This is a genomic window from Pseudomonas azotoformans (assembly GCF_001579805.1).
GTDB classification, from domain to species: domain Bacteria; phylum Pseudomonadota; class Gammaproteobacteria; order Pseudomonadales; family Pseudomonadaceae; genus Aquipseudomonas; species Aquipseudomonas azotoformans_A.
The window spans coordinates 4,595,521-4,621,190 of the sequence record NZ_CP014546.1 but is presented as its reverse complement, the minus strand read 5'-3'; the positions used below and the strand labels follow the sequence as shown (position 1 = coordinate 4,621,190).

Genomic DNA, 25,670 nt, shown 5'->3' with positions numbered 1-25,670 from the left:
TCGCAGGCACCGGTTTGCAGCTGGGGTTAGAGTCCCCCCATCAACAGGTATTTGATTTCCAGGTAATCCTCCAGCCCGTACTTGGAACCTTCACGGCCCAGGCCCGATTCCTTGATGCCGCCAAACGGCGCGACTTCGGTAGAGATGATCCCTTCGTTGATCCCCACCATGCCGGCTTCCAGGCCTTCGGCCATGCGCCACACGCGGCCGATGTCGCGGCTGTAGAAGTAGGCGGACAAGCCGAACGGCGTGTCATTGGCGCGTTGCAGCACTTCGGCTTCGTCCTTGAAGCGGAAACACGCGGCCACCGGTCCGAAGGTTTCTTCCTGGGCGATCAGCATGTCGCCGTGGGCTTCGGTGAGGATAGTCGGTTCAAAGAAGGTGCCGCCCAGTGCATGGCGACGGCCGCCGCACAACAGCGTGGCGCCCTTCTCCAGGGCATCACCGACATGGGCTTCGACCTTGGCCAACGCAGCGGCGTTGATCAGCGGGCCCTGCTCCGTTTCGCCGTCCAAGGCACTGCCAACGCGCATGGCGCTCACGGCTTCGGCCAGTTTGCGGGCGAAGGCGTCGTACACGCCGTCCTGGATGAAGAAGCGGTTGACGCACACGCAGGTCTGCCCGGTGTTGCGGAACTTGGAGGCCATGGCGCCTTTGACGGCGGCGTCCAGGTCGGCGTCGTCGAACACAATGAACGGCGCGTTGCCGCCCAGTTCCAGAGAGACCTTTTTCAGGGTGTCCGCCGCCTGGCGCATCAGCAGCTTGCCGGTGCGGGTCGAGCCGGTGAACGACAGCTTGCGCACCACACTGGAGGCTTGCAGTGCACCGCCAATCGCCACGGCATCGCCGGAGACAATGTTGAACACCCCCGCCGGAATCCCCGCCTGCTCGGCCAGCACCGCCAGGGCAAACGCCGACAGCGGGGTTTCTTCCGAAGGTTTGAGGATCATCGTGCACCCCGCCGCCAGCGCCGGGCCGACCTTGCGGGTGACCATGGCCAGGGGGAAGTTCCACGGTGTGATCGCCGCGACCACACCGATGGCTTCCTTGACCACGATGATCCGCGCATCCGCCTTGTGGCTCGGGATCACGTCGCCATAGGCGCGCTTGGCTTCTTCACCAAACCATTCCAGAAAGCTCGCGGCGTAGACCACTTCGCCCATGGCTTCAGCCAGGGGCTTGCCCTGCTCCAGGCTGAGCAGTTGCGCCAGGTCCTTCTGATTGCTCAGCATCAGCTCGCTCCAGCGCTTGAGGCGCTGGCTGCGTTCCTTGGCGGTGAGCTTGCGCCAGGCCGGCAAGGCGCGGTGGGCGGCGTCGATGGCCAGATTGGTTTCTTCGGCGGCGGCGCGCTGTACATCAGTAATCAGCGCGCCATTGGCCGGGTTGAGCACCGGGTAGGTCGGCCCACCGCTGGACCATTGGCCATCGATGTAGTTGCCCTTGCGGATCAGCGGGTTCATGCCACGGCCTCGATCAGGTTGAAACGGTCCAGGCCCGGACGGGCCGCACGCAGGATGCGCTTGCCGGCGGTGTAGTCGTTGATCACATCGCACGGGGTGTAGTTGCGCTCCAGTTCGTGGAGTTCCTCGGCATCCAATGGGGTGTCCAAGGCGGCCAGTGCGCTATCGAATTGTTCGGTGGTGTCGGCGCCCACCAGCATCACGTCGACGCCGGGGTGGTTGGCGACCCAGGCCTGGGCGATCTGCGCGTTGGACACGCCACGGGCGCGGGCCACACGTTGCACCGAGTGGGCGATGTCAAACGACGCCTGGTCGCTGTACATCTGCTGGGTGAAGAAGTCGGTCTGGTTGCGGGTCGACTGCACTTCGCCGGTGAGCAAGCCACGGGCCAGCGGGCTGAACACCGAGACGCCCAGGCCCTGGTCGCGGCAGAACGGGATCATTTCGCGTTCTTCCTCGCGGTAGGCGCAGTTCAGTTGCAGCTGCATGTTGATCGGCTTGACCCAACCGTTGCGCTCGCAAGCCATGAGGATCTTGGCCAACTGGCCGGTGAGCATGGTCGACACGCCGATGTAACGCGCCTTGCCGGAACGCACGATGTCGTTCAATGCGTTCATGGTTTCTTCGACCGGAGTGTTCACGTCGAAGTAATGCAGCATGAACACGTCGACGTAATCCATGCCTAAGCGACTCAGGGACGCGTCGATGCTGTCCATGATGTGCTTGCGTGAATGGCCGCTGGCGTTGATGCCGCTGCGGGTGCCGTAGCCGACCTTGGTGGTGACCACGATCTCGTCACGCCGCGCCACGCGCTTGAGGATGCGCCCCACCACTTCTTCGCCGACGCCAGCGGAATAGAAGTCGGCCAGGTCGATGAAGTTGACGCCGTTGGCCAGGGCGTGGGCGACGATGGGCTCGCTTTGCTTTTCATCGAAGATCCACGGTTTCCAGTCCGGGGTGCCCATGTTCATAGTGCCCAGGCACAGGCGCGAGACTTGCAGGCCAGAGTTGCCCAATCGAGTGTATTGCATGGGAATCTCCTCAGGCCTTTGGCGTGTAGAAAGGGTTGCTGATGTGGTTGACCACGTCGGCCAATTGCGCGGTGAACGGCGTGCCGGTCAGGGCGGCGCGGATCGCGGTGCGGCAGGCGTTGTAGTTGTTCAGGTAGACGGCATCCAGGTCATCGCAGCCTGGGTTGACCCAGTTCGCGGTGACGATGGCCCACTCGTCTTCGGCTTCCGGCGGCAAGGTGCCGTCGAGCAGGGCTTCCAGCACCGCCTTGGCGATACCGGCCTGGGACGCGCCCCAGGTGGCGTTGCCGTGCAAATCGCTGCTGATTTCAGCCTTGTTGACGTACAGGGTCATGGGCTTGACCGGGATATTCGGTTGGGCAATCACCATGAACGGGCAATGGCCCTGGCTTGGCGACGCAAGGCTGTTGGCGAACGCCTGGCCCGCCGGGCCGTTGCGTGGGCCGATCAGGATGTTGATGTGGGCCGCGTTGACGCCCGGGCCTTCGAAACCTTCGCCGATGTAGAGATCCAGTGTTTTCATTGCGCAAACGCTCGTTGTTGTTATGGGGAGCTGGTTGGCGAATTTTTAGCACTGGGTAGGAAAGCGGCCGTAACCATTAAAAGTCATGGGGCTGTGAGTTTTGCTCATACCCCCTGCGACGATGGCGGTCGTCTTGTGCGTTGACCATCGTTGCCACACACCATATAGTGTGCCCACAAACAAAACAGACCACTACATAGTGTGCAGTATCGGTATTTACCGACCACACTATGCGCAGTATTTCAATGCCTTGAAGCCTGCAAAAACACTTATTTTTCGAATACCAGGAAGGAGCATTTCCATGCTGAGTTGGGATGAAGTCGACAACGAAGACACCGGTGCAGCGGTGATCAAGGGCGCCAACGCCGGCCACGCCAGCGAAGCCAACATGGACCGCCTCGACGGTGCCGGCGCCGCCGCAGCGCTGGAAGCCCGTAACGTGACCGCCAACGACTCCGCCGCGATCATCCGCGCCAAGGCCGCCCTCGACAAACTCGACGTCGCCGAAGGCCTCGCTGAGCTGGAAGGTTCCGCCGCCCGCGTCGCCGTTGACGAAAAACGCATGATCAACTGCCGTGCCGACCTCAACCAACTCGTGCCGTTCAAGTACGACTGGGCCCTGGCAGAAGTACCTCGACGGCTGCGCCAACCACTGGATGCCGCAAGAGGTCAACATGACCGCCGACATCGCCTTGTGGAAAAACCCCGAAGGCCTGACCGACGACGAGCGTCGTATCGTCATGCGCAACCTGGGCTTTTTCTCCACCGCCGACTCCCTGGTCGCCAACAACCTGGTGCTGGCCGTGTACCGCCTGATCACCAACCCGGAGTGCCGCCAGTACATCCTGCGCCAGGCCTTCGAAGAGGCGATCCACACCCACGCCTACCAGTACTGCATCGAATCGTTGGCCATGGATGAAGGCGAGATCTTCAACATGTACCACGAGATCCCATCGGTCGCGAAAAAAGCCGCCTGGGGCCTGAAGTACACCCGTTCGATCTCCGATCCGAAGTTCGAAACCGGCACCGTCGAGACCGACAAAGAGCTGCTGCGCAACCTGGTCGCCTACTACTGCGTGCTGGAAGGCATCTTCTTCTACTGCGGCTTCACCCAGATCCTGTCCATGGGCCGTCGCAACAAAATGACCGGCGTGGCCGAGCAGTTCCAGTACATCCTGCGTGACGAGTCGATGCACCTGAACTTCGGTATCGATGTGATCAACCAGATCAAAATCGAAAACCCGCATTTGTGGGATGCCGAGATGAAGGAAGAAGCGACCCAGATGATCCTGCAAGGGACGCAGCTGGAGATCGAATATGCGCGCGATACCATGCCGCGCGGCGTGCTGGGCATGAATGCGGCGATGATGGAGGACTACCTCAAGTTCATCGCTAACCGTCGTCTGTCGCAGATTGGCTTGAAGGAAGAGTATCCAGGGACGACTAACCCGTTCCCGTGGATGAGCGAGATCATGGACTTGAAGAAAGAGAAAAACTTCTTCGAAACCCGTGTGATCGAGTACCAGACTGGCGGTGCGCTGAGCTGGGATTGATATAAAGACGGCCCCTTCTGGGGCCGTGTTGTTTCACCTGTCGATGTTTTTTTATGCCCAATCAAACCATCAAGACCCCCTGCGTCGGCCTGTGCTCCACCGTTTACGGGGACCTGGTCTGCCGGGGCTGCAAGCGTTACCACCATGAAGTGATTCAGTGGAACGGCTACAACGCCGACGAGAAACAGGCAGTGTGGCTGCGCCTGGAGCAATTGCTGGTGCAGGTCATGGCCAGCAAGTTGGAGGTGTTTGATGCGCAGCTGCTGCGTCAGCAGCTTGAGACGCGCAAGATCCGCTTCATGCCGCACCAGTCGGCGTATTGCTGGGCGTATCAGCTGATTGCCCGGGGTGCGCGAGTGATTTCCAAGCTGGACGCGTATGGGCTGGCGTTGCTGCCGGAGTTTCGCGAGCGCAGCCTGGCGGATCTGCGGGATGCGATTGACCGGGAGTTTTTCCTGCTGTCAGAAGCGCATTACGAGCGGTATATCGCGCCGGGGTTTATCAGGGAGGCTTTTGGGCCCCCACTGATAGCCAGTTTCTGACTCAGCCATTCCAGGAGGCTGCGCGTTCGGCCTGCAGGTCATAACGCTCAATCGCCTCCTGGCACACCCGCGCCTCCAGACGCCCCTGCTCCACCAACGCCGTCAACGCCGCCAGCACGATGTGATGGCGGTCCACCTCAAAAAAATCCCGCAACGCCGCCCGTGTATCACTGCGCCCAAAGCCGTCAGTGCCCAACACGGTGTAGTTGGAATCCAGGTAAGAGCCAATCATCTGCGGCACGGCCCGCACATAGTCGGACACCGCAATCACCGGTGCGCCTTTGGGCAAGCATTCCTGCACATGGCTGATCCGCGCAGCGGCCTGCGGGTGCAGCCGGTTCCAGCGCTCCACCTCCCGCGCATCCCGCGCCAGCTCGCTGAAACTGGTGACGCTGAACACTTCACTCGTCACCTGCCAATCGTCCGCCAGCAACTGTGCCGCCGCTTGCGCCTCGCGTACCAACGTGCCGGACCCGAGCAGGCGCACCTGGGCATCGGCAGTGCCTTGCAGGCGGTACATGCCTTTGATAATCGCCGCTTCAACCCCTTCCGGCAGGCTGGGCTGCGGGTAGTTTTCGTTCATCAGGGTCACGTAGTAGAACTCGTCCACCTCCTGTTCCAGCATCTGGCGCATGCCGTGGTCGAGGATCACCGCGAATTCCCCGGCGAACGCCGGGTCGTAGGCGCGGCAGTTGGGCACGGTGGCCGCGGTGAGATGGCTGCTGCCATCCTGATGCTGCAAGCCTTCGCCACCCAGGGTGGTGCGCCCGGCGGTGGCGCCGAGCAGGAAGCCACGGGCGCGTTGGTCGGCGGCGGCCCAGATCAGGTCGCCGACGCGCTGGAAGCCGAACATCGAGTAATAGATGTAGAACGGCAACATGCGCAGGCCATGCACCGAATAACTGGTGGCCGCCGCGACCCAGGAACTGATGGCGCTGGCTTCACTGATGCCCTCCTCCAGGATCTGCCCGTCGGTGGCTTCGCGGTAGCTGAGGATCGAGCCGATGTCTTCCGGCTCGTAACGCTGGCCGACACTGGAATAGATGCCAATCTGTTTGAACAGGTTGGCCATGCCAAACGTGCGCGCTTCATCCGCCACGATCGGCACGATGCGCGGCCCCAGCGCCTTGTCCTTGAGCAGGTTGGTCAACATGCGCACGAACGCCATGGTGGTGGACATTTCCTTGCCGTCGGCCGCCGTGGCGAAGCCGGCATAACCCGATACGGCCGGCACGCTGACCGGGGCAGCGACCTGGCTGCGACTGGGCACGTAGCCGCCCAACGCTGTTCGGCGCTGGTGCAGATAGCGCAACTCCAGGCTGTCCTCGGACGGTTTGAAAAAGCTCAGGGATTCGGTCTGTTCATCGGTCAGCGGCAACTGGAAGCGATTGCGGAAGGCGATCAACGCATCGCGGTCCAACTTCTTCTGCTGGTGGGTGGTCATCTTGCCCTGCCCGGCCTCGCCCATGCCAAAACCCTTTTTGGTCTGGGCCAGGATCACCGTGGGTTTGCCTTTGACCCGCCGTGCGGCGTGGTAGGCGGCGTGGATCTTGACCATGTCGTGGCCGCCGCGCTTGAGGCGGTCGATCTGCTCATCGCTCATGCCCTCGACCAGCCGGGCCAGGGACTCGCTCTGGCCGAAGAAGTGCTCGCGGTTGTAGGCGCCGTCCTTGGCGGCGAAGGTCTGGAGTTGACCGTCAACCGTGTTGGACAAGGTGTTGACCAGCGAACCGTCGGCGTCCTTGGCCAACAACGCATCCCAGTCCGAGCCCCACACCAGTTTGATCACGTTCCAGCCCGCACCGGCAAACAACGCCTCCAGCTCATCGATGATCCGCCCGTTGCCGCGCACCGGGCCGTCGAGGCGTTGCAGGTTGCAGTTGACCACCCAGGTCAGGTTGTCCAGGCCTTCGCGGGCGGCCAGGGTCAGGGCCGACATGCTTTCCGGCTCGTCCATCTCGCCGTCGCCGAAGACGCCCCACACGTGGCGGTCGGTGGTGTCCTGCAAATTGCGGTGCTGCAAATAGCGCATGAAGCGCGCCTGGAAGATCGAACTGATGGGACCAATGCCCATGGAACCGGTGGGGAACTGCCAGAAATCCGGCATCAGCCACGGGTGCGGGTAGCTGGACAGGCCGCGTGCGCCCTGCGCGGGCCCGCCTATTTCCTGGCGATAGTGGGCCAGGTCGCTTTCGCTCAAGCGGCCTTCAAGGAAGGCCCGCGCATAGATGCCGGGCGCGGAATGTGGCTGATAAAACACCAGATCGCCGCCGAAGCCCTCGTTGCGGGCGCGAAAAAAGTGGTTGAAACCGACTTCGAACAAGTCCGCCGCGCTGGCGTAACTGGCGATATGACCACCCAGCTCGCCGTAGGCCTGGTTGGCCCGCACCACCATGGCCAAGGCGTTCCAGCGCACCAGCGAGGCCAGACGTTCTTCGGTAGCCAGGTCGCCGGGAAATGCCGGTTGCTGCTCGACGCTGATGCTATTGATGTAGGGCGTGCCGTGGCGCGGTTTCCAGTCGATGGGCGGCGCACTGGCGTCCTGGGCCAGCAGGTCGAGGATCTGCCGCGCCCGCGCGGGGCCGGCGTGGGTGACCAGGGACGCCAGGGCGTCGCGCCACTCCTCCAACTCTTGCTGATCCATCACCGCATTCGTGAAACCGTTCATGGGCACCTCCGGGCTTTTTTTCCAGTTTATGTCGGTGCGGGAGGATTTTTTGCCTGTTATCAGGCGCGCGCCGTTGAATTTTGAGCATGAATCACTGCCAATCGTGTTTTTGCCAGCACGTTATGCTCAAGCAGGACGATAGCCCGCAATTGTGTTTAAAATGCTGCCCGCTCAACGACCGACGTTTAACGATGACCCCAGACGCACTCGCTACCCTGCACGCCCACCTGCTCACCGCCCTGGCGACCCCGCCGGCTGAAACCCGCCGCTTGTTCCACGGCCGTGGCCGTTGCTGGCCGGGCCTGGAGCAACTGACGGTGGACTGGTTGCAAGGCGTGCTGCTGGTGGCGTTGTTCAAGGAGCCGGACGCTGCGCAGCTGGAAGCCTTGAAGCACTTGCTGCAAACCGAGTTCGGTACGTACACCATCGCCCTGCAACACCGTTACCTGCCGCAAAGCACCACCGAATGGCTGTCGGGTGACCCGGTCGACGAGTTGACCATCACCGAAGGCGGCCTGCGCTACCTGATCGACCTGGGTAAAAAACAGAACAGCGGACTGTTCCTCGACATGCGTTACGGCCGCAACTGGGTGCGCGAGCAGGCCAAGGGCCAGCGCGTTCTCAACCTGTTTGCCTACACCTGTGGCTTCTCGGTGGCGGCCATCGAAGGCGGCGCCGACCACGTGGTGAACCTGGACATGGCCCGTGGCGCCCTGAGCCGGGGGCGCGACAACCATCGCCTGAATGGTCATGACCTGAGCAACGTCAGCTTCCTCGGCCATGACCTGTTCAAGTCCTGGGCCAAAGTTACCAACAACGGCCCCTACGACCTGGTGATCATTGATCCGCCCTCCTTCCAGAAAGGCAGCTTCCTGCTGACCAAGGACTACCAGCGCGTGCTGCGCCGCCTGCCGGACCTGCTCACGCCACAGGGCACCGTATTGGCGTGCATGAATGACCCGGCCTTCGGCGAAGACTTCCTGATCGACGGTGTCACCCGCGAGGCACCGGGCCTGCGTTTTGTCGAGCGCCTGCAAAACCCGCCGGAATTTCCTGATATTGATGTGCGAAGTGGCTTAAAGGCATTGGTGTTCCGCCAGGGCTGATGCCGAAACGTCTTACGCTTGCTACGCTAAGTGAAACACCGGGGTGGTGAACCTTCTTACCCCCTTCCCGGTCGATACCTGCATTCCCCGGCCAGACTCGACGGCGTCACGTCGTCGGCTGCCCCGTTTCACCTTTTGGAGAACCGCCCGTGATATCGACCCTGCATGTAGCCAGACTCAAAGCCTGGGGCGCCCACGGCTTTACCGCCACCGGTGTGGTATTGGCCTTCCTGGCCACCCTGGCGTTGCTGGAAAACTCACCCAAGGCCTGCCTGCTGTGGCTGGGCCTGGCACTGGTGGTGGACGGGGTTGATGGCTCACTGGCGCGACGGGTGAATGTCAGCACGGTACTGCCGAGCTTCGACGGCTCGGTGCTCGACCTGGTGATCGATTACCTCACCTACGTGTTCATCCCCGCACTGTTTATCTATCGCTATATCGACCTGCCGGAATTCACCCATCTGTTCACCGTGTCGGTGATCCTGGTGTCGTCGCTGTTCTGCTTCTGCAACGTCAACATGAAGAGCAAGGACAACTACTTCGTCGGCTTCCCCGCCGCATGGAATGTGGTGGCCTTGTGCGTCTATATCATCCAGCCGGAAGCCTGGGTCACCTTGCTCACCGTGATCGGCCTGGCCCTGCTGACCGTGACGCCGATGAAGTTCCTGCACCCGTTCCGGGTGAAACGGTTCATGCCGATCAACATCGGGGTGACCACGATCTGGCTGCTGTGCAGCTTCTTGATGGTGATGGATTACCCGAACACCAACCCATGGACGTTTGGCTTGTGGTCGGTGATGTCGGCGTATTTCCTGGGGATTTGTATCTGGCGGACGGCGTTGGAGTGGCTGGAGAAGCGTCACGGTTGATACCGTTGCCGGTGGGTTGCAGGTAAGATGGCGGCCTTTGGCGCAGCCCCTTTCTGCGCCCCGCCACTCTAAGCCCTGCCCATGCCCTTCGAACTCAGCGTAGACCTCACCACCCTGGCCATCCTGGCGGTTGTCGCCTTTATCGCCGGTTTCATCGACGCCATCGCCGGCGGTGGCGGTTTGCTCACCACCCCTGCGCTGCTCACCGCCGGCATGCCGCCGCACCTGGTACTGGGCACCAACAAGCTCAGTTCCACCTTTGGCTCGGCCACCGCCAGTTTCACCTTCTATCGGCGCAAGCTGTTCCATCCGCGCCAGTGGGTGCATGCCATCGTCGGCACGTTGATCGGTGCGTTGACCGGCGCCGTGGTCGCCCATTACCTGCCCGCTGAAACCCTGAACAAGATGCTGCCGGTGATTGTGTTCGCCTGCGGTGTGTACCTGTTGTTCGGCGGCACGCCCAAGGCGCCGCTGGACGCCGATGCGCCGATCAAGAAGAAATGGCAATCCACCCAGGGCTTCGGCCTGGGCTTCTACGATGGTGTGGCCGGCCCTGGCACCGGGGCGTTCTGGACCGTCAGCACGATGTTGTTGCACCCCATCGACCTGGTGAAAGCCAGCGGTGTGGCGCGCAGCATGAACTTCGTCAGCAACGCGGCGGCGCTGACGGTGTTCATCATCAATGGTTCGGTGGACTGGATCGTCGGCCTGGCCATGGGCGTCTCGGTGATGTGTGGCGCGTTCTTTGGCGCACGCAGCGCAATCAGCGGCGGCGCCAAATTCATTCGCCCGGTGTTCATCACCGTGGTCCTTGGCCTGACCGTGCGCCTAGCCTGGCAGCACTGGTTCAGCGTGGCCTAGGCGACGGGCCAGGTAGAGGTCGATCAGGTAACGCGCAATCGAACGTGACGCCGGCAACGGCGGCAAATCGTGGATGTTGAACCACTGCGCGTCTTCGATCTCATCAGCCTGGGGCACGATGTCACCGCCGGCGTACTCGGCATGGAAACCCAGCATCATCGAATGCGGGAACGGCCAGCACTGGCTGCCCATGTACTGGATGTTCTTGACCTCCACCTGCACTTCCTCGCGCACCTCGCGGATCAGGCAGTCTTCGGCCGACTCGCCCGGCTCGGCAAACCCCGCCAACGTGCTATACACCCCCGTGACAAAGCGTGGCGAACGCGCCAGCAGGATCTCGTCGCCACGGGTCACCAGCACGATCATGCTGGGCGAAATACGCGGATAGCTGCGCAAATCGCAGGCCTGGCAATGCATCGCACGCTCACGTGGCACCTGGACCATGGCCTGGCCGCAACTCCCACAAAACCGGTGTTCCCGCGCCCAGGTGCCGATCTGCGCCGCGTAGCCCAGCACCTTGTAAAGAGTATGATCGCCTTGCAGCATGAAGCCGCGCAGCCCCTGCCAGCTGCAACCCGGCACTTCAGTAGAAGCATTGAGTTCCAGCAGGTACACCGGCTCGCCGTCGAGGTGGCCGATGCCGTGTTCGGCGAACACCGACAGGTCCTGGCGCTTGAGCCATTCCCGGGGGAACAGTGGGCCGTTGGTGTCATGCAAAAAGCCGTCACGGCTGCGGGCGACGGCCCAGCCGCCGGGGGTGTCGTTGTCCAGCAGCGTTGTGGTAATCCAGCCTGGGGTCATGTCAGTCAATCCACGAATTCGGGTTTCTGCTTACTCATGTGGGCCGCGATGGCCACGCGCAGGTCGTTGGATTGCAACATAGCCGAGTTCCAGGTGGCAACGTATTCCAAGCCATCATTGACTGTGTGGTCACGCATGTAGCTGATCATGGCCTTGGTACCGGTGACCGCAATCGGCGATTTGGCGGCGATTTCATGGGCGATGTCCATGACGCCGGCCAACAGGCTGTCCTGATCGGGATAGACGCGATTGACCAGGCCGATGCTGCGCGCCTCTTCGGCGCCAAACTGACGGCCGGTGTAAGCCAGCTCGCGCAGCATGCCGTCACCGATGATGCGCGGCAGGCGTTGCAAAGTGCCGACGTCAGCGGCCATGCCGATGTCGATTTCCTTGATGGAGAATTGCGCACCTTCGGCGGCGTAGCGCATATCGCAGGCGCTGATCAGGTCGATGGCACCGCCGATGCAGTAACCCTGGATCGCCGCCAACACCGGCTTGCGGCAGTTGTCGACGGCATTGAACGAGGCTTGCAGCTCCAGGATCTTGCGGCGCAGCAAGCGTGCGTTGCGGCCCACGTCCTTGCCGAATTCATTGGCCACCGAGGCCAGCATCATCAGGTCGATGCCGGAAGAGAAATGCTTGCCGGCACCGCTGAGCACCACGGCGCGTACGGCGTCGGTGTCTTCGACCCACTGGAAGATGTCGATGATTTCGGTCCAGAACACCGCGTTCATCGCGTTGATCTTTTCCGGGCGGTTGATCTGCACATGGGCAACGTTGCCGGTGAGTTCGACGACGAAAGCTTGGTATTCGGACATGGCAGTGATCCCTGACTGGCGAGTGATAAGGCCCGAACTATAACAAGGGAACGTGACGGCACATCGGCCAAAAACGGGACGGGCAAAGGTAATGGAATGTTGTGGCCGCGCGGTTGATGCAGCGCCGATACATTTCATCCAGGGCGGCCGATTTATCGGCTATACAATCAGGACCATTGCCTGGAGCCGCCTATGCCGACCCCGTTTCGCTCATCCTTGATCCTCGCCCTGGTGGTCGTGTTCACCGGCATCGGCGCCGGGTTGGGCGGGATGTTGCTGGCTTTGCTGCTGCATGGCATTCAACACCTGGCCTACGGTTATAGCCTAGACAGCCTGGTCAGCCATGAAACCTTCCTGCTGGGTGTGACGGCGGCGGCACCGGAGCGGCGCTTGCTGGTGTTGGTGGTGTGCGGCCTGGTCGCAGGAATGGGCTGGTGGGTGATTTATCGCTATGGCCGGCCGCTGGTGAGCATCAAGCAAGCGGTGTCGGAAAAGATGCCGATCATGCCGCCCAAGACCACCCTCGCCCACGCCTTGCTGCAGATCATCACCGTGGCCCTGGGTTCGCCCCTGGGACGTGAGGTGGCACCACGGGAAGTCGGCGCGTTGGCCGCCACCTGGTTGTCCCAGCGCGCGCGACTCGACCCGCAGATGCATCGCCTGATCGTCGCTTGCGGCGCCGGCGCAGGACTGGCGGCGGTGTACAACGTGCCATTGGGTGGCGCGGTGTTTGTGCTGGAAGTGCTGGTGGGCGCATTCAGTTGGCCGGCGGCGGTGATTGCGTTGGCGACTTCGGCGATTGCGGCGTCGGTGGCGTGGATCGGGTTGGGTGCGGAATCGCAATATGGGGTCCCGCACTTTGTGTTGAACCCTGCCCTGATCGCCTGGGCGGTGGTCTGCGGCCCGGTCTTCGGCGTGGCGGCGTACGCTTTCACGCAGCTCACTGGCAAGGCGCGGGCGAATGCCGCCAGGGGCTGGCGCCTGCCGGTGCTGTCATTGATCAACTTCATGATCATCGGCGGCCTGGCGATGCTGTTGCCGCAGATCCTAGGCAATGGCAAAGGCCCGGCGCAGCTGGGTTTCGACAATGAACTGACCATAGGCCTGGCGGCATTGTTGCTGGTGGTCAAAGTCCTGATCACCACCAGCAGCCTGCGCGCCGGCGCCGAAGGCGGCTTGCTCACCCCCGGCCTGGCCAACGGCGCCTTACTGGCGATCCTCCTCGGCGGCGCCTGGAGCCTGGTCTGGCCCGGCGTGCCCCTGGGTGCATTTGCAATCATCGGCGCCGCCGCCTTCCTGGCCGCCAGCATGAGCATGCCGTTGACCGCGATTGTGCTGGTGGCGGAATTCACCCGCATCGACCATGACTTCCTGGTGCCGATCATCCTCGCAGTAGTCGGCTCGATGTGCGTCAGCAAGCTGTGCAACCGACGCGGGTAAAAACGCTGCAAAAGGCTGGATAAAACCCCGCACACACGCCATCCTTCGCGCTTTAAGCCGCCCCCATTGGCGGCGTTCGACGTTTAAAGGATATGCCCCATGCACACCCAACCCCTCACCCCCGCCGAATTCGAATTCATCGAAAACACCCTGCTCAAGTACGGCGACGACCACTCGGTGCTGAACCTGGCCGAACTCGACGGCTACTTCACCGCGCTGGTCTCCAGCCCGGTCCAGGTGGACGTGGCCGAGTGGTTCCCCGCGATCTGGGGCGGCCAGAACCCGGAATGGGACACCATGGACGAAGCGCAAAGTTTCCTCGAACTGTGCGTGCGCCACCTCAACACCCTGGCCGCACAACTGTCCAGCGACGCCAACAGCTTCAACGCCCGCTTCGACGAAACCGAACACCAAGGCCACCCCGTGACCCTCGCCGAAGAATGGTGCTTTGGCTACATCCGCGGCGCCGCCATCGGCAATTGGCCGCAACTGCCGGCAGAACAGGCTGCACTGCTGGAAAAAATCTCCTGGTGCGCCGAACAAGACAACTTCGAACTCCCGGTCGACCTGGATGTACAAGCACACCAGCAACGCGTCAGCGAAATCGAACCGGCAGCGCGAGCGTTGCATGATTACTGGCTGGCGAAGCGGTAACAGCCTGCAGGGCGTCTCCGAAGGACCGAGGTGCCTGCATCGCAGGCAAGCCAGCTCCCACAGTGGACCGCGTATGCTGTTGCTTTTGATCTAACCACTCAGGTCGGCTACCAGGCCGCCGTGCTCTTGCTTTTGATTTTGATTTTGATCTTAGGCGCCCCGTCAAACACGCTGGCCGGAATTCGGCAGGGATTTGGGGGGTAAACCGGCAGGGATGCCGGTTTAGCCGCCCCGCGCCATGGATGGCGCGTGGCGGCGGCCCCCCAAATCACTGTCGGATTACGGGCACACCGAGCCTAAGCGAGGTGCCGAGTGTTGGGGCAAGAGCCCTTTGGTTACTTTGGGGCTCTTTTCCAAAGTGACCCGCCGTAAGGGCGGAACCAATATAAGCCGTCACCCAAACAACGGATATGTACCCCCCAATACCCCCCACATCCCACCCCAAGCTCGACAAGCACCACCCCTATACCCGATTATTCAACTCCGCCCGCCGCCCGTGCCATGAATCAGGAGCCCTGTACCTTGAGTTCGCAGAAAACCGTGACCGTCACCCCGCCCAACGTCCCCCTCAATGGCAAGGTCGCGCCCCCCGGCTCCAAATCCATTACCAACCGCGCCCTGCTGCTCGCCGCCCTGGCCAAAGGCACCAGCCGCCTCAGCGGCGCGCTCAAGAGCGACGACACCCGCCACATGTCCGTGGCCCTGCGCCAAATGGGCGTGACCATCGACGAACCCGACGACACCACCTTCGTCGTCACCGGCCAAGGCAAACTGCAACTGCCGCCGCAGCCACTGTTCCTCGGCAACGCCGGCACCGCCATGCGCTTCCTCACCGCTGCCGTCGCCACCGTGGAAGGCACCGTGGTACTGGACGGCGATGACTACATGCAAAAACGCCCAATCGGCCCGCTGCTGGCAACCCTCGGCCAGAACGGCATCCCGGTCGACAGCCCCACCGGTTGCCCGCCGGTCACCGTGCACGGCGTGGGCAAGATCAAGGCCAAGCGTTTCGAAATCGACGGCGGCCTGTCCAGCCAGTACGTATCGGCCCTGCTGATGCTCGCCGCCTGCGGCGAAGCGCCGATTGAAGTGGCGCTGACCGGCAAGGACATCGGTGCCCGTGGCTACGTGGACCTGACCCTGGACTGCATGCGCGCCTTCGGTGCTCAGGTCGAGGCGGTTGACGACACCACCTGGCGCGTGGCCCCCACCGGCTACACCGCCCACGACTACCTGATCGAACCCGACGCCTCTGCCGCCACCTACCTGTGGGCCGCTGAGGTGTTGACCGGTGGCCGTATCGACATCGGTGTAGCCGCGCAGGACTTCACCCAGCCGGACGCCAAGGCCCAGGCCGTGATCGCGCAGTTCCCCAACATGCAGGCCACGGTGGTGGGCTCGCAGATGCAGGACGCCATCCCGACCCTGGCGGTGCTCGCGGCGTTCAACAACACCCCGGTGCGTTTCACCGAACTGGCCAACCTGCGGGTCAAGGAATGTGACCGCGTACAGGCCCTGCACGACGGCCTCAACGAGATCCGCCCTGGCCTTGCGACCATCGAAGGCGACGACCTGCTGGTGGCCAGCGACCCGGCCCTGGCCGGCACCGCCTGCAACGCGTTGATCGACACCCACGCCGACCACCGCATCGCCATGTGCTTTGCCCTGGCCGGGCTGAAAGTCTCGGGGATCCGCATCCAGGACCCGGACTGCGTGGCCAAGACCTATCCTGACTACTGGAAGGCCCTGGGCAGTCTTGGGGTTCAGTTGAGCTACTGAAGGCTCGGCGTCGGAATGGGGAGGCAAAGCACATGACCATCCGCCAACCCTGCCCACCCGGCGCCTGCGTCTGCGATCGCGAACAACTGCTGCAAGCGCCGGGCGCCGACCTGCGTATCCTCAACCTGACGCGCCAGGAAGAGAAAAAACTGCTCGACCGCCTTGAACACCTCAAGAGCCTGCAAGACCTGGAGCGCATGCAACAGCTGATGTACCAGCAATTGGGCATCCGCGTGCACATCGCGCCGGGTCACACCGAGGTCAAGAGCATGCGCGGCATCCAGATCGTCATCGACGAGCTACCGGGCCTGTGCCGCAAGACCCGCCAATCGATCCCGGCCGCGATCCGTCGAGGCCTGGAGAATCAGCCGGAAATCGCTTACCGCCTGCTCGACGCCCACGATTTGTTTCGCGAAGGTTGAATCAACCGGCGACTGTTTGCGTTTCGAACAGTCCCTCGCCCAAGGCTCTGGCCTTTTCCAGATGCGCCTGCGCCCCGCCGCTTTCCGAATCCAGCAACAGCGCTGACGTGACCACCTGTGCGCCGCAGTAATCGAAGATTCCGTAGTCAATTTGCGTGCGCATGGACTTGGCGTAGCCATGTCGATCAAACGCGCCGTCGTCGGCAGCGCCCAGGGCCAGCAGATGGACCTGCAAGTGGCGCAATTTCTTCACCACCGGGGTATCGGGGCCGTAATCGATGGCCCAACCGTTGATGAACACGCGGTCGATCCAGCCCTTGAGCAGGCCGGGCATGGACCACCAGTAGATCGGGAATGCCAGCACCAGCGCGTCGGCACGGTCGATACGGGCCTGTTCAGCCAGTACGTCGGCTGGCGGCGTGGCGCGCGTGCGGTGTACCCGATGGTCGGCGGCGTTGTAGCGCGGGTCGAACCCTTCGGCGGCGATATCGGCCATTTCGAAGGTGTGGCCCGACGCAGCAAGGCCGGCGGCGACCTGGGCGGCCACGCTGTGGGTGAGGGATTGTGGGTCGTGATGAGCAACAACGATGAGTGCGTGCATGACAATGACTCCCTGAGAGGTTACGCTGGGCTTAAGTTACGATTAGTAAGTTACTTTTGGTATATAAGCATGTCAAGCACAGCGTCTCCCCCTCCTCGTCGCCGCCTGTCTCGCGAAGATCGCCTTCGCCAATTGCTCGATGTGGCCTGGCAACTGGTGCGCGATGAAGGCACCGAAGCCCTCACACTCGGCCGCCTGGCGGAGTTGGCGGGCGTGACTAAGCCGGTGGTCTATGACCATTTCGTCACCCGCGCCGGGTTGCTGGCCGCGTTGTATGAGGACTTCGATGCGCGTCAGGACCAGGTCTTTGCCAGCGCCATCGCGGCCAGCAGCGCAACCCTTGACGACCGCGCCTGGGTAATCGCCTCTTCCTATGTGGATTGCGTGTTGTTGCAGGGTCGGGAAATCCCAGGGGTGATTGCAGCCCTCAGCAGCTCGCCGGAGCTGGAAGCCCTCAAGCGCCAGTACGAGGCGATCTTCCTCGACAAATGCCGTGACGCGCTGTCGCCCTTTGGCCGCATATCCCAGGCGGGACTGCGCGGCATGCTGGGGGCGGCGGAGGCACTGTCCCAGGCGGCGGCCAGTGGCGAGATCAGTCGCGAAGAGGCACAGCAGGAGTTGCTGGCGACCATCCTGGCGATGGTCAATCGCGGCCGCGTTTAAATAATTTCTGACAGGGCAGGAATAAACCGGCGCGGCGGGTGTTTACCTGAGTACGGCGTGTGAATACAGCACAACGCCAGTACTCAAACCTATAAATACCAGGAGTTCGTCATGCTGAAAAAATTCTCCCTCGCGGCTGCCGTCGTCATCGCCTGCGCCTCCTCCATGGCCTTCGCCGCCCCGGCCAAGGTGGCCGACAGCGCCAAGGGTAAAGTGCTGGTGGACAGCAAAGGCATGACCCTCTACACCTTCGCCAAAGACAGCGCCGGCAAGTCCGTGTGCAACGGCCAGTGCCTGGCCAACTGGCCAGCGTTCACCGCCTCGGCGGCAGCGAAGGATGCGGACGGCTACACCGTGATCACCCGTGACGACGGCAGCAAGCAATGGGCCTACAAGGGCCAGGCGCTGTACACCTGGGTCAAGGACAGCAAGCCTGGCGACATCACCGGTGACGGCGTTGGCGGTAACTGGAACCTGGCCAAGCCATAAGGTCAGTGCGGGGCTGTCGTTCAGCCCCGCTTCTGTACAAACATCTGCACCTTGCGCGCCAGTTGATCAAGGTGCCGATCCCGTTGCTTCTCGGCATCCACCATGGCGCGCTTGCCATGCTTTTGCAGCAGGTAGGTATGAATCTGCCGCACCTCCAATGAGCGGTAGATCGCCGCCACATCCAGAACGCCCATCAAGCCCTCCGTGCCGTAGTCCCGTGTGTTCATCAGCACCTGGGTGCCGCGCACGCCGCGCACTTGGAAGCCCATGCCTTCGAACGCCGGCACTTTCTCAATTGAACACGCCAACTCCGCATGGGGATAACGACTCAGTACGTCACCCATCATTGCGCGCGCCACACCCTGGCGCCGGTAGCCGACCTGCACCGCCATGAACGCGATACCGCAGGCTTCGGGATCGTCCTTCACCGGCAGGTACAGGCAAAAGCCGATCAGCTTTTCCTCTTCCATCGCCACCACCAACTCGACGGCAATGCCCTTGGCACCATTCAGCGCTTCCAGGTACAGGTGCACCTCAAAGCCAACGGAGTACTGGTAGATGTTGTACAGCAGGTTGCTCGGCGGTAGCGCCACGCTGCTGATGTCGGCGAGGTTGTCGACCACCATCTGCAGGATCTGAGCGTTGATGGGCTCGGGGCACGGCGTGGTGTAGCGGGTAAGGCTGAACATGCAAATTCCTGGGTTTAGCGTCAAGGCAGCGGCGATTGTACCTGTTGCAGTGCGCACACCTCACGCAAACATCCGCGCAACCAGCGATGGGCCAGGTCGGCATCCAGCCTGGGGTGCCAGAGCATCGACACGCTGAAGGTGGGCAATGCCAACGGCAATGCAAAGCTGTGCAGGCCCGCACGTTGGTGGGTCGTGTAGCGTTCGGGCACGCTGGCGATCAGGTCGGTGTCGCGGGCCAAGGCGATGGCGGTGGCGAAACCGGCGACCACGGTATTGATCTGTCGCGTGAGGCCCTGAGCTTGAAGTAAGTCATCGATCTGGCCCCGGTCCTGGCCGCGCCGGGACACGTAGACGTGCTGGCCTGCGGCGTAACGTTCAACGCTGACCTCACCCTGGCTGAGGGGATGGCCACTGCGCACCACACCGACCAGGCGATCGCGAAACAGCGCCTGGGTCAGCACTTCCGGGCTGGCGGTGGGGTCGACCACACCGGTTTCCAGGTCGACGCTGCCCTCACGCAGCAGGGTACTGTCCTTGTCGGTTTTATTGATGAACCGCAGCCGCACACCGGGTGCCTCCTCTGCGATGCGGGCCAGCAGCGCCGGGCCGAAGTTTTCGACGAACTCTTCGCTGGTGCGCAGGGTGAAAGTGCGCGCCACCTGGGCCATGTCCAACGATTGCACAGGGCGCAGCACCGCATTGGCGTCCTGCACCAAGCGGCTGACCTGCTCACGCAACGCCACCGCCCTGGGCGTGGGCACCAGGCCGCGACCGGCGCGCACCAGCAAGGGATCGCCGGTGGTCTCGCGCAATCGGGCCAGCGCACGGCTCATGGCCGAAGGGCTCAGGCGCAGGCGTTTGGCCGCCGCCGCGACACTGCCTTCGGCGAGCAGCACATCCAGGGTGATCAGCAGGTTGAGATCGGGCATCGGCACTCCTTATAAGGCGTTGCATGCATCTATTAACTGCAACTCATGCGTCTTCCGCCATGTTACGCGACGCCGTAGATTTGAGACAGTTGTCTTTACTCAAGGATTTTCCATGTCTATCTCTTCACGCGGCAGCCTCATCAGCCTGTCCCTGTCCATGCTGCTCGCCTCGCTGGGCACCAGCATCGCCAATGTCAGCCTGCCCAGCCTGGCGCAGGCGTTTGATGCCTCATTCCACGCCGTGCAGTGGGTGGTGCTGGCTTACCTGTTGGCGATCACGGCAGTGATTGTGAGTGCCGGACGCCTGGGCGACCGGTTCGGACGGCGGCGGTTGTTGCTCGCCGGATTGCTGTTGTTCGCCGTGGCGTGCGGGCTGTGCGGCATGGCGCCGTCTCTGGCATGGCTGGTTGCAGCACGCGTCCTGCAAGGCCTGGGTGCGGCCGTGATGATGGCGATGGCCCTGGGCATGGTCGGTGACACCGTCACTAAAGAGCGTACCGGCCGCGTGATGGGCTTGCTGGGCACGATGTCGGCCGTCGGTACCGCGATGGGACCCAGTGTCGGCGGTGTATTGCTGAGTGTGTGGGGCTGGCGCGCGATTTTCCTGATTGGCGTGCCGTTGGGAGGGATGGCCATCGCCCTTGCCTACCGCTATTTGCCGGCAGATCGGCCCCACGTAGCATCCCCCGCCGACTCGAGTTTCTGGACATCATTAAACGATGCGTCATTGCGCACTGGCCTGATCATGAGTGCCCTGGTGGCCGCCGTGATCATGGCCACTTTTGTGGTGGGGCCGTTCTATTTGTCCCGAGGCCTGGGGCTCGATCCCGAGTGGATGGGCCTGGCCATGGCGGTCGGGCCCTGCGTCGCGGCCATCAGCGGTGTTCCGGCCGGCAGGCTCACCGACCGCCTCGGCAGCCAACGCATGACCCTGTCCGGCCTGGGCCTGATGGCCTGTGGCGCGCTGCTGTTGTCCTGCGCGTCGGGCCTGTTCGCCTATCTGGGCGCACTGGTGATCCTGACCACCGGCTACAGCCTGTTCCAGGCCGCCAACAACACCGCCGTGATGACTGATGTAGAGCCCGCGCGGCGCGGCACGGTCTCGGGCCTGCTGAACCTGTCACGCAATCTCGGGCTGATTGTCGGCGCCTGGGCATTGGGGGCGGTATTTGCCTGGGCCAGCCCGGACGTCACCCGTGCCCTCCCCCAATCCATTGCCTTTGGCCTGCACGCAACGTTCGGCGTCGCACTGGCCATGATCCTGCTGGCATGCGTGATGGCATGGCGCCGCTTTAACGCCTTCAACCCCCTGCAGAACACCCATTGAGGCAAAAAAACAAAAAAGGCGTTGCACCAGACCGGGTTACATCGCGCATCATGGGCACTTTCAAGCTCAAGGGTAACGTCCATGCGCGTTCTGTCATTGATGATGGGTCTTACGACGCTGGCCGCCACTACGGTGTTCTGCGCCAGCGCGATGGCGAATGAAGAAAGTCAGTTGGTACAACAGATCAACCAATACCGCAGCCAGGTGCAACGCTGCGGCGACCAGGGTTCCCAGGAACTGCCGCCATTGGCCAGCGATACGCGACTGGTGCTGCCAGCCACCAACGTTGGCGACCTGCAGCAGGCGCTGGCGCGGGCTGCGTACCCGATGGTCAACGTGCAGGCCATCAGCCTGTCCGGGCCCAAGGATGCCCAGGCGGCCATGAAGGCCGTGCGCGAAAGCTTCTGCCGCGTGGTGCTGGACCCGCAATTTGTCGATATCGGCGTGAGTAACAGCGGCCAGGACTGGCGCATCGTGCTCGCTCGACCACTGCTCACCAGTGGCCTGGGCGATTGGCAGACCGAAGGCAAGCAACTGCTCAACCTGATCAACACTGCGCGTTCACAACCGCGCCAGTGCGGCACCCAGGCGTTCACGGCCACCACGCCCTTGTCCTGGAATGACGACCTGGCCGGCGCCGCCAACAGCCACACGCGCAACATGGCCAACGGCAACTTCTTCGATCACCTCGACCACGACGGCCGCACCCCTGGGGATCGCGCCGAACTGGCCGGGTATATCGCGAAGAACATCGGTGAAAACATCGCCGCCGGCCTGGATACGCCGCGCAAGGTTGTCGACGGCTGGCTCGCCAGTCCCGGCCATTGCGCCAACCTGATGAACCCGCAATTTCGTGAGCTGGGCGCGGCGTATGCCATGGACCCTAAGAGTGATGCCGGGATCTACTGGACGGGGGTTTTCGGCGCGCAATAAACGCGCCTGTAAAGCTATCCAAATGGATAGTGCATCAAATTGCTATCACCGGGATAATCGCGCTGAACTGCCAGCCGGCATTCCGGTCTGTTGCTTGTTGGGCCGCCCCTTTCAGGCGTTAAACAGACCGTAGCGTACAAGGTGTTCTTGCAATGATGAATTGGCTGCAAAGCAGCAGCGATATGGCTGAGCGGGTTCGCCAGCATGACTGGTCGAATACGCCCCTGGGACCGCTGGAACAGTGGCCGGATGTGCTCAAGACCACCGTCGCATTGTGCTTTGCCTCAAGCTTCCCTCAGTCCATTGCCTGGGGGCCGCAGTTGACCATGCTGTACAACGACGCCTTCATCCCCATTCTCGGGGACAAACCCTATGCGCTGGGCCGTCCGTTCAATGAGGTGTGGCGTGAAGTCTGGGCCGAAGTCAGCCCGATTGCCCAGGCCGCCTTTGAAGGGCACGCCACCTATATCGAGAACTACCCGCTGTTGATCGAGCGCGGCGCCGGTCTCGAACAGGCGTACTTCACCTTTTGCTACAGCCCCATCCGCGACCCTCTGGGCAAGGTGGTGGGGATGCTGGATACCGTCACCGAAACCACCGCCACCGTATTCCTCAACCGCCGCCTGGCGGTGTTGGACGCGGTGGGCAGCGCCGTGGCCAATGCCACCGACGCCGAAAGCATCATGTCCACCACCACACGCTTGCTGGCCGGGCACTTGCAGGTCTCCAATTGCGCCTACGCCGACATGGACGCCGACGAAGACGGCTTTACCATTCGCGGCAACTGGGCGGCGCCGGGCTCACCGAGCATCGTCGGGCGCTACAGCCTGGCGTCGTTCGGCGCGCGGGCCGTGCAGCAGCTGCGTGCCGGAGAACCGCTGGTGGTGCAGGACAACCGCGCCGAGTTCGCGCCGGAGGATGCCGCCAGCTACCAAGCCCTGGGCGCGCTGGCGACCGTGTGCTTCCCGCTGATCAAGGACGGCCGCTTGACCGCGTTGATGGCGGTGCACCACAAGACGGCGCGAGTCTGGTCGCCCTATGACCTGGCGCTGGTGGGGGAAGTCACCGAACGCTCTTGGGCGCACATCGAGCGAGTCCGCGCCGACGCCGCCGTACGCGAGGGCCTGGCGGCGTTCACCGAGCTGAATGCCACCCTGGAACAACGGGTACAGGAGCGCACCCTCGCCCTCACCCAGGCGGAAGCTGCGTTGCGCCAGTCCCAGAAGCTGGAAGCCATCGGCCAACTGACTGGCGGCGTGGCCCATGACTTCAACAACCTGTTGACCATCATCCGTTCGTCGGTGGACTTCCTGCGCCAACCGGGGCTGTCCGAAGAACGGCGTCAACGCTATATGAGCGCCGTTTCCGACACTGTCGAGCGTGCGAGCAAACTCACCAGCCAACTGCTCGCCTTCGCCCGACGCCAACCGCTCAACCCGGAAGTCTTCGATGCAGGCCTGCGGGTCAAGAATATCGGCGAAATGCTCGAAAGCGTCACCGGCGCGCGCATCCATGTGCAGGTGCAATTGCCTGAGCGTCCTTGCCATGTGCGCGTCGACGCCAGCCAGTTTGAAACCGCGTTGATCAATATCGCCCTGAACGCCCGGGACGCCATGGACGGGCAAGGCACCCTCACCTTGCGCGTGGCCACGGTGGACACCCTGCCGCGCATCCGTGGCGATGAAGAGAGCCGCCAGCCCTTTGTGAGCATCGCCCTGGCCGACACCGGCAGCGGCATTCCCGGCGACACAGTCGAACGCATTTTCGAACCGTTCTTTACCACCAAGGCCGTGGGCAAAGGCACTGGGCTGGGGTTATCCCAGGTATTTGGCTTTGCCAAGCAGTCCGGTGGCAACGTCGACGTGGCGAGCGAACTGGGACAAGGAACGGTATTTACCTTGTACCTGCCGGAGGTGGCGGCGCCGGTAATAGCCCAAGAACAAAGCTTGCAAGATCCCTTGCCAGTTCAGGACATAGCGCTGCGCCATATCCTGATCGTGGAAGACAACCTTGAAGTGGGCCGCTTCGCCAACCAGATCTTGCAGGACCTGGGTTACCGCACCACTTGGGCCACCGATGCGGAACAGGCGCTCGCATTGGCCGGCGCGGATGCCTTGGCGTTTGACGGGGTGTTTTCCGATGTGGTAATGCCCGGCATGACCGGCGTGGCCATGGCCAAGGTGCTGCGCCAACGGCGCCCGGATTTGCCGGTGGTGCTCACCTCCGGCTACAGCGAGGAACTGGCCGAGAGTGGTTATGAAGGGTTCGAGTTCCTGCCCAAGCCCTACTCCGCCGACCAGGTCGCACGGGCACTCGCCAGAGCGATGCCCTGAGTCCTACTCGGCCACTGCCACCTGATTGCGGCCCTGGGCCTTGGCCCGATACAGCGCTTTGTCAGCGGTGTTCATCAGGCCGTGCAGGTCTTGGTCCTGAGTATGGGTGGACGCCACGCCGAGGCTGGCGGTCAAGCCATGCACCGGCTCGGAGGCCAGGCCCGAGATGGCTTTGATCAACTGCTCGGCAATGTCCCGTGCGGTTTCCAGTGACGTATTGGGCAACAACACCGCAAACTCCTCGCCACCCAAGCGCCCGTACACATCGGCCTGGCGGAACGAAGCACTGATCACCCCGCCAATCTGGCGCAGCACCTGGTCACCGGCCTGGTGACCGTAGGTGTCGTTGATTTCCTTGAAGTGGTCCATGTCCATCATCAACGCACACAACGGCTGATGATTGTGACGGCATTGTGCGTACAACACCTGGGCATGTTCGAAGAAGGCACGGCGATTCATCAGGCCGGTGAGTTCGTCGGTCTGTGCGGCGCGGGTAGAAATGTTGTGGGCACGTTCCATCTGGCGAGTCAGGCGGAAGGCCTTTTCCAAGGCATCCGACAGCTTGCGCGTGGCACTCACCACAAAGGTGGAAAACACCAGGACCGCAATGGCCACGCCCACTTGCATCGAGGACGGCTGGAACAGCAGCCACAGCGTGCACGGCAACAGCACCACGGCCATGGAGGCGAGCGTCATATAGCGGTAGGCCCGAGTAACAGGAGACTGCGCTGACTGACATGCCCACGGTAAACAGCATCACCAGCACCTGGGAAAGCCGGTCATCGGTGGGCATGACCGCCAACGCGCCGATTCCCCAGGTTCCGGCAGACAGCATCAACGTGACCCAGTAGCGGCGTTCCCAACGATCCGGCGTGCGCTCGGCATTGGGACAGCGAAACCATTCCATGAACATTTTGATGCGAAACAGGGAAGTCGCCGCCAATACCACCAGCCAGACCAGGATGACCTGATGGTCAAACCGGTCCCAGCACAGCCAGCAGAGCATCACCGCAGCCAGATAACTGCCAAAAATCGCGGCAAATGACTGCCGGAACAACTGGTGCAAACGGTCGGTTCGCACCTGCTCCTCTATAAAGCAATCCTGGTCCTGCCCACGCCCAAGGCCATTCATGAAATTCGCCTGATTCGACTGCCACGACAAAGGCGCCATTGTGGCAC

The 25,670-nt window shown here is 62.5% G+C and carries 22 protein-coding genes and 2 pseudogenes; 14 read left to right on the top strand and 10 right to left on the bottom strand.

Translation table 11 applies throughout. The features are described 5' to 3' along the window. Nucleotides 1-26 precede the first annotated feature (26 nt). The 3 genes from AYR47_RS21275 to fae are packed head-to-tail and all read right to left on the bottom strand — an operon-like array spanning nt 27 to nt 3,014. Nucleotides 27-1,460: an NAD-dependent succinate-semialdehyde dehydrogenase gene (locus tag AYR47_RS21275; RefSeq protein WP_061436729.1), complete on the bottom strand. Its 1,434-nt coding sequence runs from the start codon at nt 1,458-1,460 to the stop codon at nt 27-29. Next, nucleotides 1,457-2,491, bottom strand: a complete 1,035-nt coding sequence (locus AYR47_RS21270; RefSeq protein WP_033899610.1) for an aldo/keto reductase — start codon at nt 2,489-2,491, stop codon at nt 1,457-1,459. The genes AYR47_RS21275 and AYR47_RS21270 overlap by 4 nt, the downstream gene beginning before the upstream one ends. A 10-nt stretch (nt 2,492-2,501) precedes the next feature. After that, entirely contained in the window at nt 2,502-3,014 is a 513-nt protein-coding gene (gene fae / locus AYR47_RS21265) for a formaldehyde-activating enzyme (RefSeq protein ID WP_033899609.1), read from the bottom strand. 301 nt (nt 3,015-3,315) lie between these two features. Here fae and AYR47_RS21260 point away from each other — a divergent pair. Together AYR47_RS21260 and AYR47_RS21255 are read left to right on the top strand one after the other, a co-directional pair. After that, nucleotides 3,316-4,567: pseudogene (locus AYR47_RS21260) on the top strand (ribonucleotide-diphosphate reductase subunit beta). A 53-nt stretch (nt 4,568-4,620) separates the two neighbouring features. Further along, the gene (locus tag AYR47_RS21255) at nt 4,621-5,109 is read left to right on the top strand and encodes a DUF1289 domain-containing protein (RefSeq protein WP_016975646.1); all 489 of its coding nucleotides are present in this window, start codon (nt 4,621-4,623) and stop codon (nt 5,107-5,109) included. 1 nt (nt 5,110) lies between these two features. Here AYR47_RS21255 and mdeB read toward each other — a convergent pair whose 3' ends face one another. Beyond that, on the bottom strand, nt 5,111-7,777 hold the full coding sequence (gene mdeB, locus AYR47_RS21250) for an alpha-ketoglutarate dehydrogenase (RefSeq protein ID WP_061436728.1): 2,667 nt from the start codon (nt 7,775-7,777) through the stop codon (nt 5,111-5,113). Nucleotides 7,778-7,968: 191 nt separating this feature from the next. Between mdeB and AYR47_RS21245 the strand changes: the two genes are divergently transcribed. From AYR47_RS21245 to AYR47_RS21235, 3 genes are all read left to right on the top strand, one after another. After that, on the top strand, nt 7,969-8,883 hold the full coding sequence (locus AYR47_RS21245) for a class I SAM-dependent methyltransferase (protein WP_061436726.1): 915 nt from the start codon (nt 7,969-7,971) through the stop codon (nt 8,881-8,883). Nucleotides 8,884-9,032: 149 nt separating this feature from the next. Continuing rightward, nucleotides 9,033-9,752, top strand: coding sequence for a phosphatidylcholine synthase (gene pcsA, locus AYR47_RS21240; RefSeq protein WP_033898327.1), 720 nt, complete (start codon nt 9,033-9,035; stop codon nt 9,750-9,752). 81 nt (nt 9,753-9,833) lie between these two features. Then, nucleotides 9,834-10,613, top strand: a complete 780-nt coding sequence (locus tag AYR47_RS21235) for a TSUP family transporter (RefSeq protein ID WP_033898325.1) — start codon at nt 9,834-9,836, stop codon at nt 10,611-10,613. On the opposite strand, the gene nudC is transcribed toward AYR47_RS21235, so the two are convergent. Continuing rightward, on the bottom strand, nt 10,581-11,414 hold the full coding sequence (gene nudC / locus AYR47_RS21230; RefSeq protein ID WP_033898318.1) for an NAD(+) diphosphatase: 834 nt from the start codon (nt 11,412-11,414) through the stop codon (nt 10,581-10,583). The two genes, AYR47_RS21235 and nudC, sit on opposite strands and share 33 nt — an antisense overlap. A gap of 5 nt (nt 11,415-11,419) precedes the next feature. Next, nucleotides 11,420-12,232 carry a crotonase/enoyl-CoA hydratase family protein gene (locus AYR47_RS21225; protein WP_033898316.1) on the bottom strand — a complete coding sequence of 271 codons (813 nt, stop codon included), beginning with the start codon at nt 12,230-12,232 and terminating at the stop codon, nt 11,420-11,422. Nucleotides 12,233-12,424: 192 nt separating this feature from the next. Between AYR47_RS21225 and AYR47_RS21220 the strand changes: the two genes are divergently transcribed. The 4 genes from AYR47_RS21220 to AYR47_RS21205 all read left to right on the top strand — a co-directional run bounded on the left by AYR47_RS21220 (nt 12,425) and on the right by AYR47_RS21205 (nt 16,527). Next, nucleotides 12,425-13,672: a chloride channel protein gene (locus tag AYR47_RS21220; RefSeq protein WP_061436724.1), complete on the top strand. Its 1,248-nt coding sequence runs from the start codon at nt 12,425-12,427 to the stop codon at nt 13,670-13,672. Nucleotides 13,673-13,771: 99 nt separating this feature from the next. Continuing rightward, nucleotides 13,772-14,326, top strand: coding sequence for a UPF0149 family protein (locus tag AYR47_RS21215; protein WP_061436722.1), 555 nt, complete (start codon nt 13,772-13,774; stop codon nt 14,324-14,326). A gap of 522 nt (nt 14,327-14,848) precedes the next feature. Beyond that, nucleotides 14,849-16,105: a 3-phosphoshikimate 1-carboxyvinyltransferase gene (aroA, locus tag AYR47_RS21210; protein WP_033901469.1), complete on the top strand. Its 1,257-nt coding sequence runs from the start codon at nt 14,849-14,851 to the stop codon at nt 16,103-16,105. Nucleotides 16,106-16,137: 32 nt separating this feature from the next. Further along, on the top strand, nt 16,138-16,527 hold the full coding sequence (locus AYR47_RS21205) for a hypothetical protein (RefSeq protein ID WP_016980323.1): 390 nt from the start codon (nt 16,138-16,140) through the stop codon (nt 16,525-16,527). 1 nt (nt 16,528) lies between these two features. Here AYR47_RS21205 and AYR47_RS21200 read toward each other — a convergent pair whose 3' ends face one another. Further along, the gene (locus AYR47_RS21200; protein ID WP_033901470.1) at nt 16,529-17,128 is read right to left on the bottom strand and encodes an NAD(P)H-dependent oxidoreductase; all 600 of its coding nucleotides are present in this window, start codon (nt 17,126-17,128) and stop codon (nt 16,529-16,531) included. A 69-nt stretch (nt 17,129-17,197) separates the two neighbouring features. Between AYR47_RS21200 and AYR47_RS21195 the strand changes: the two genes are divergently transcribed. After that, nucleotides 17,198-17,791 (top strand): TetR/AcrR family transcriptional regulator, encoded by a 594-nt coding sequence (locus AYR47_RS21195; RefSeq protein ID WP_033901471.1) that lies wholly within the window; start codon nt 17,198-17,200, stop codon nt 17,789-17,791. A 111-nt stretch (nt 17,792-17,902) separates the two neighbouring features. Then, on the top strand, nt 17,903-18,280 hold the full coding sequence (locus AYR47_RS21190) for a COG4315 family predicted lipoprotein (protein ID WP_016980326.1): 378 nt from the start codon (nt 17,903-17,905) through the stop codon (nt 18,278-18,280). Between the two features lie 20 nt (nt 18,281-18,300). Here AYR47_RS21190 and AYR47_RS21185 read toward each other — a convergent pair whose 3' ends face one another. Together AYR47_RS21185 and AYR47_RS21180 are read right to left on the bottom strand one after the other, a co-directional pair. Then, nucleotides 18,301-18,969 carry a GNAT family N-acetyltransferase gene (locus tag AYR47_RS21185; protein WP_061436720.1) on the bottom strand — a complete coding sequence of 223 codons (669 nt, stop codon included), beginning with the start codon at nt 18,967-18,969 and terminating at the stop codon, nt 18,301-18,303. A 20-nt stretch (nt 18,970-18,989) separates the two neighbouring features. Further along, nucleotides 18,990-19,898 (bottom strand): LysR family transcriptional regulator, encoded by a 909-nt coding sequence (locus tag AYR47_RS21180; protein WP_033901473.1) that lies wholly within the window; start codon nt 19,896-19,898, stop codon nt 18,990-18,992. A 112-nt stretch (nt 19,899-20,010) separates the two neighbouring features. Here AYR47_RS21180 and AYR47_RS21175 point away from each other — a divergent pair, with 112 nt between their 5' ends. The 3 genes from AYR47_RS21175 (at nt 20,011) to AYR47_RS21165 (ending at nt 24,491) form a co-directional block, all read left to right on the top strand. Continuing rightward, on the top strand, nt 20,011-21,225 hold the full coding sequence (locus AYR47_RS21175; protein WP_061436714.1) for an MFS transporter: 1,215 nt from the start codon (nt 20,011-20,013) through the stop codon (nt 21,223-21,225). 81 nt (nt 21,226-21,306) lie between these two features. Next, nucleotides 21,307-22,158 carry a CAP domain-containing protein gene (locus AYR47_RS21170; protein WP_028615957.1) on the top strand — a complete coding sequence of 284 codons (852 nt, stop codon included), beginning with the start codon at nt 21,307-21,309 and terminating at the stop codon, nt 22,156-22,158. Between the two features lie 152 nt (nt 22,159-22,310). Then, the gene (locus tag AYR47_RS21165; RefSeq protein ID WP_061436713.1) at nt 22,311-24,491 is read left to right on the top strand and encodes an ATP-binding protein; all 2,181 of its coding nucleotides are present in this window, start codon (nt 22,311-22,313) and stop codon (nt 24,489-24,491) included. 3 nt (nt 24,492-24,494) lie between these two features. Here the strand turns inward: AYR47_RS21165 and AYR47_RS21160 are convergent. Continuing rightward, nucleotides 24,495-25,662 (bottom strand): annotated as a pseudogene (locus AYR47_RS21160) (diguanylate cyclase). Nucleotides 25,663-25,670 lie beyond the last annotated feature (8 nt).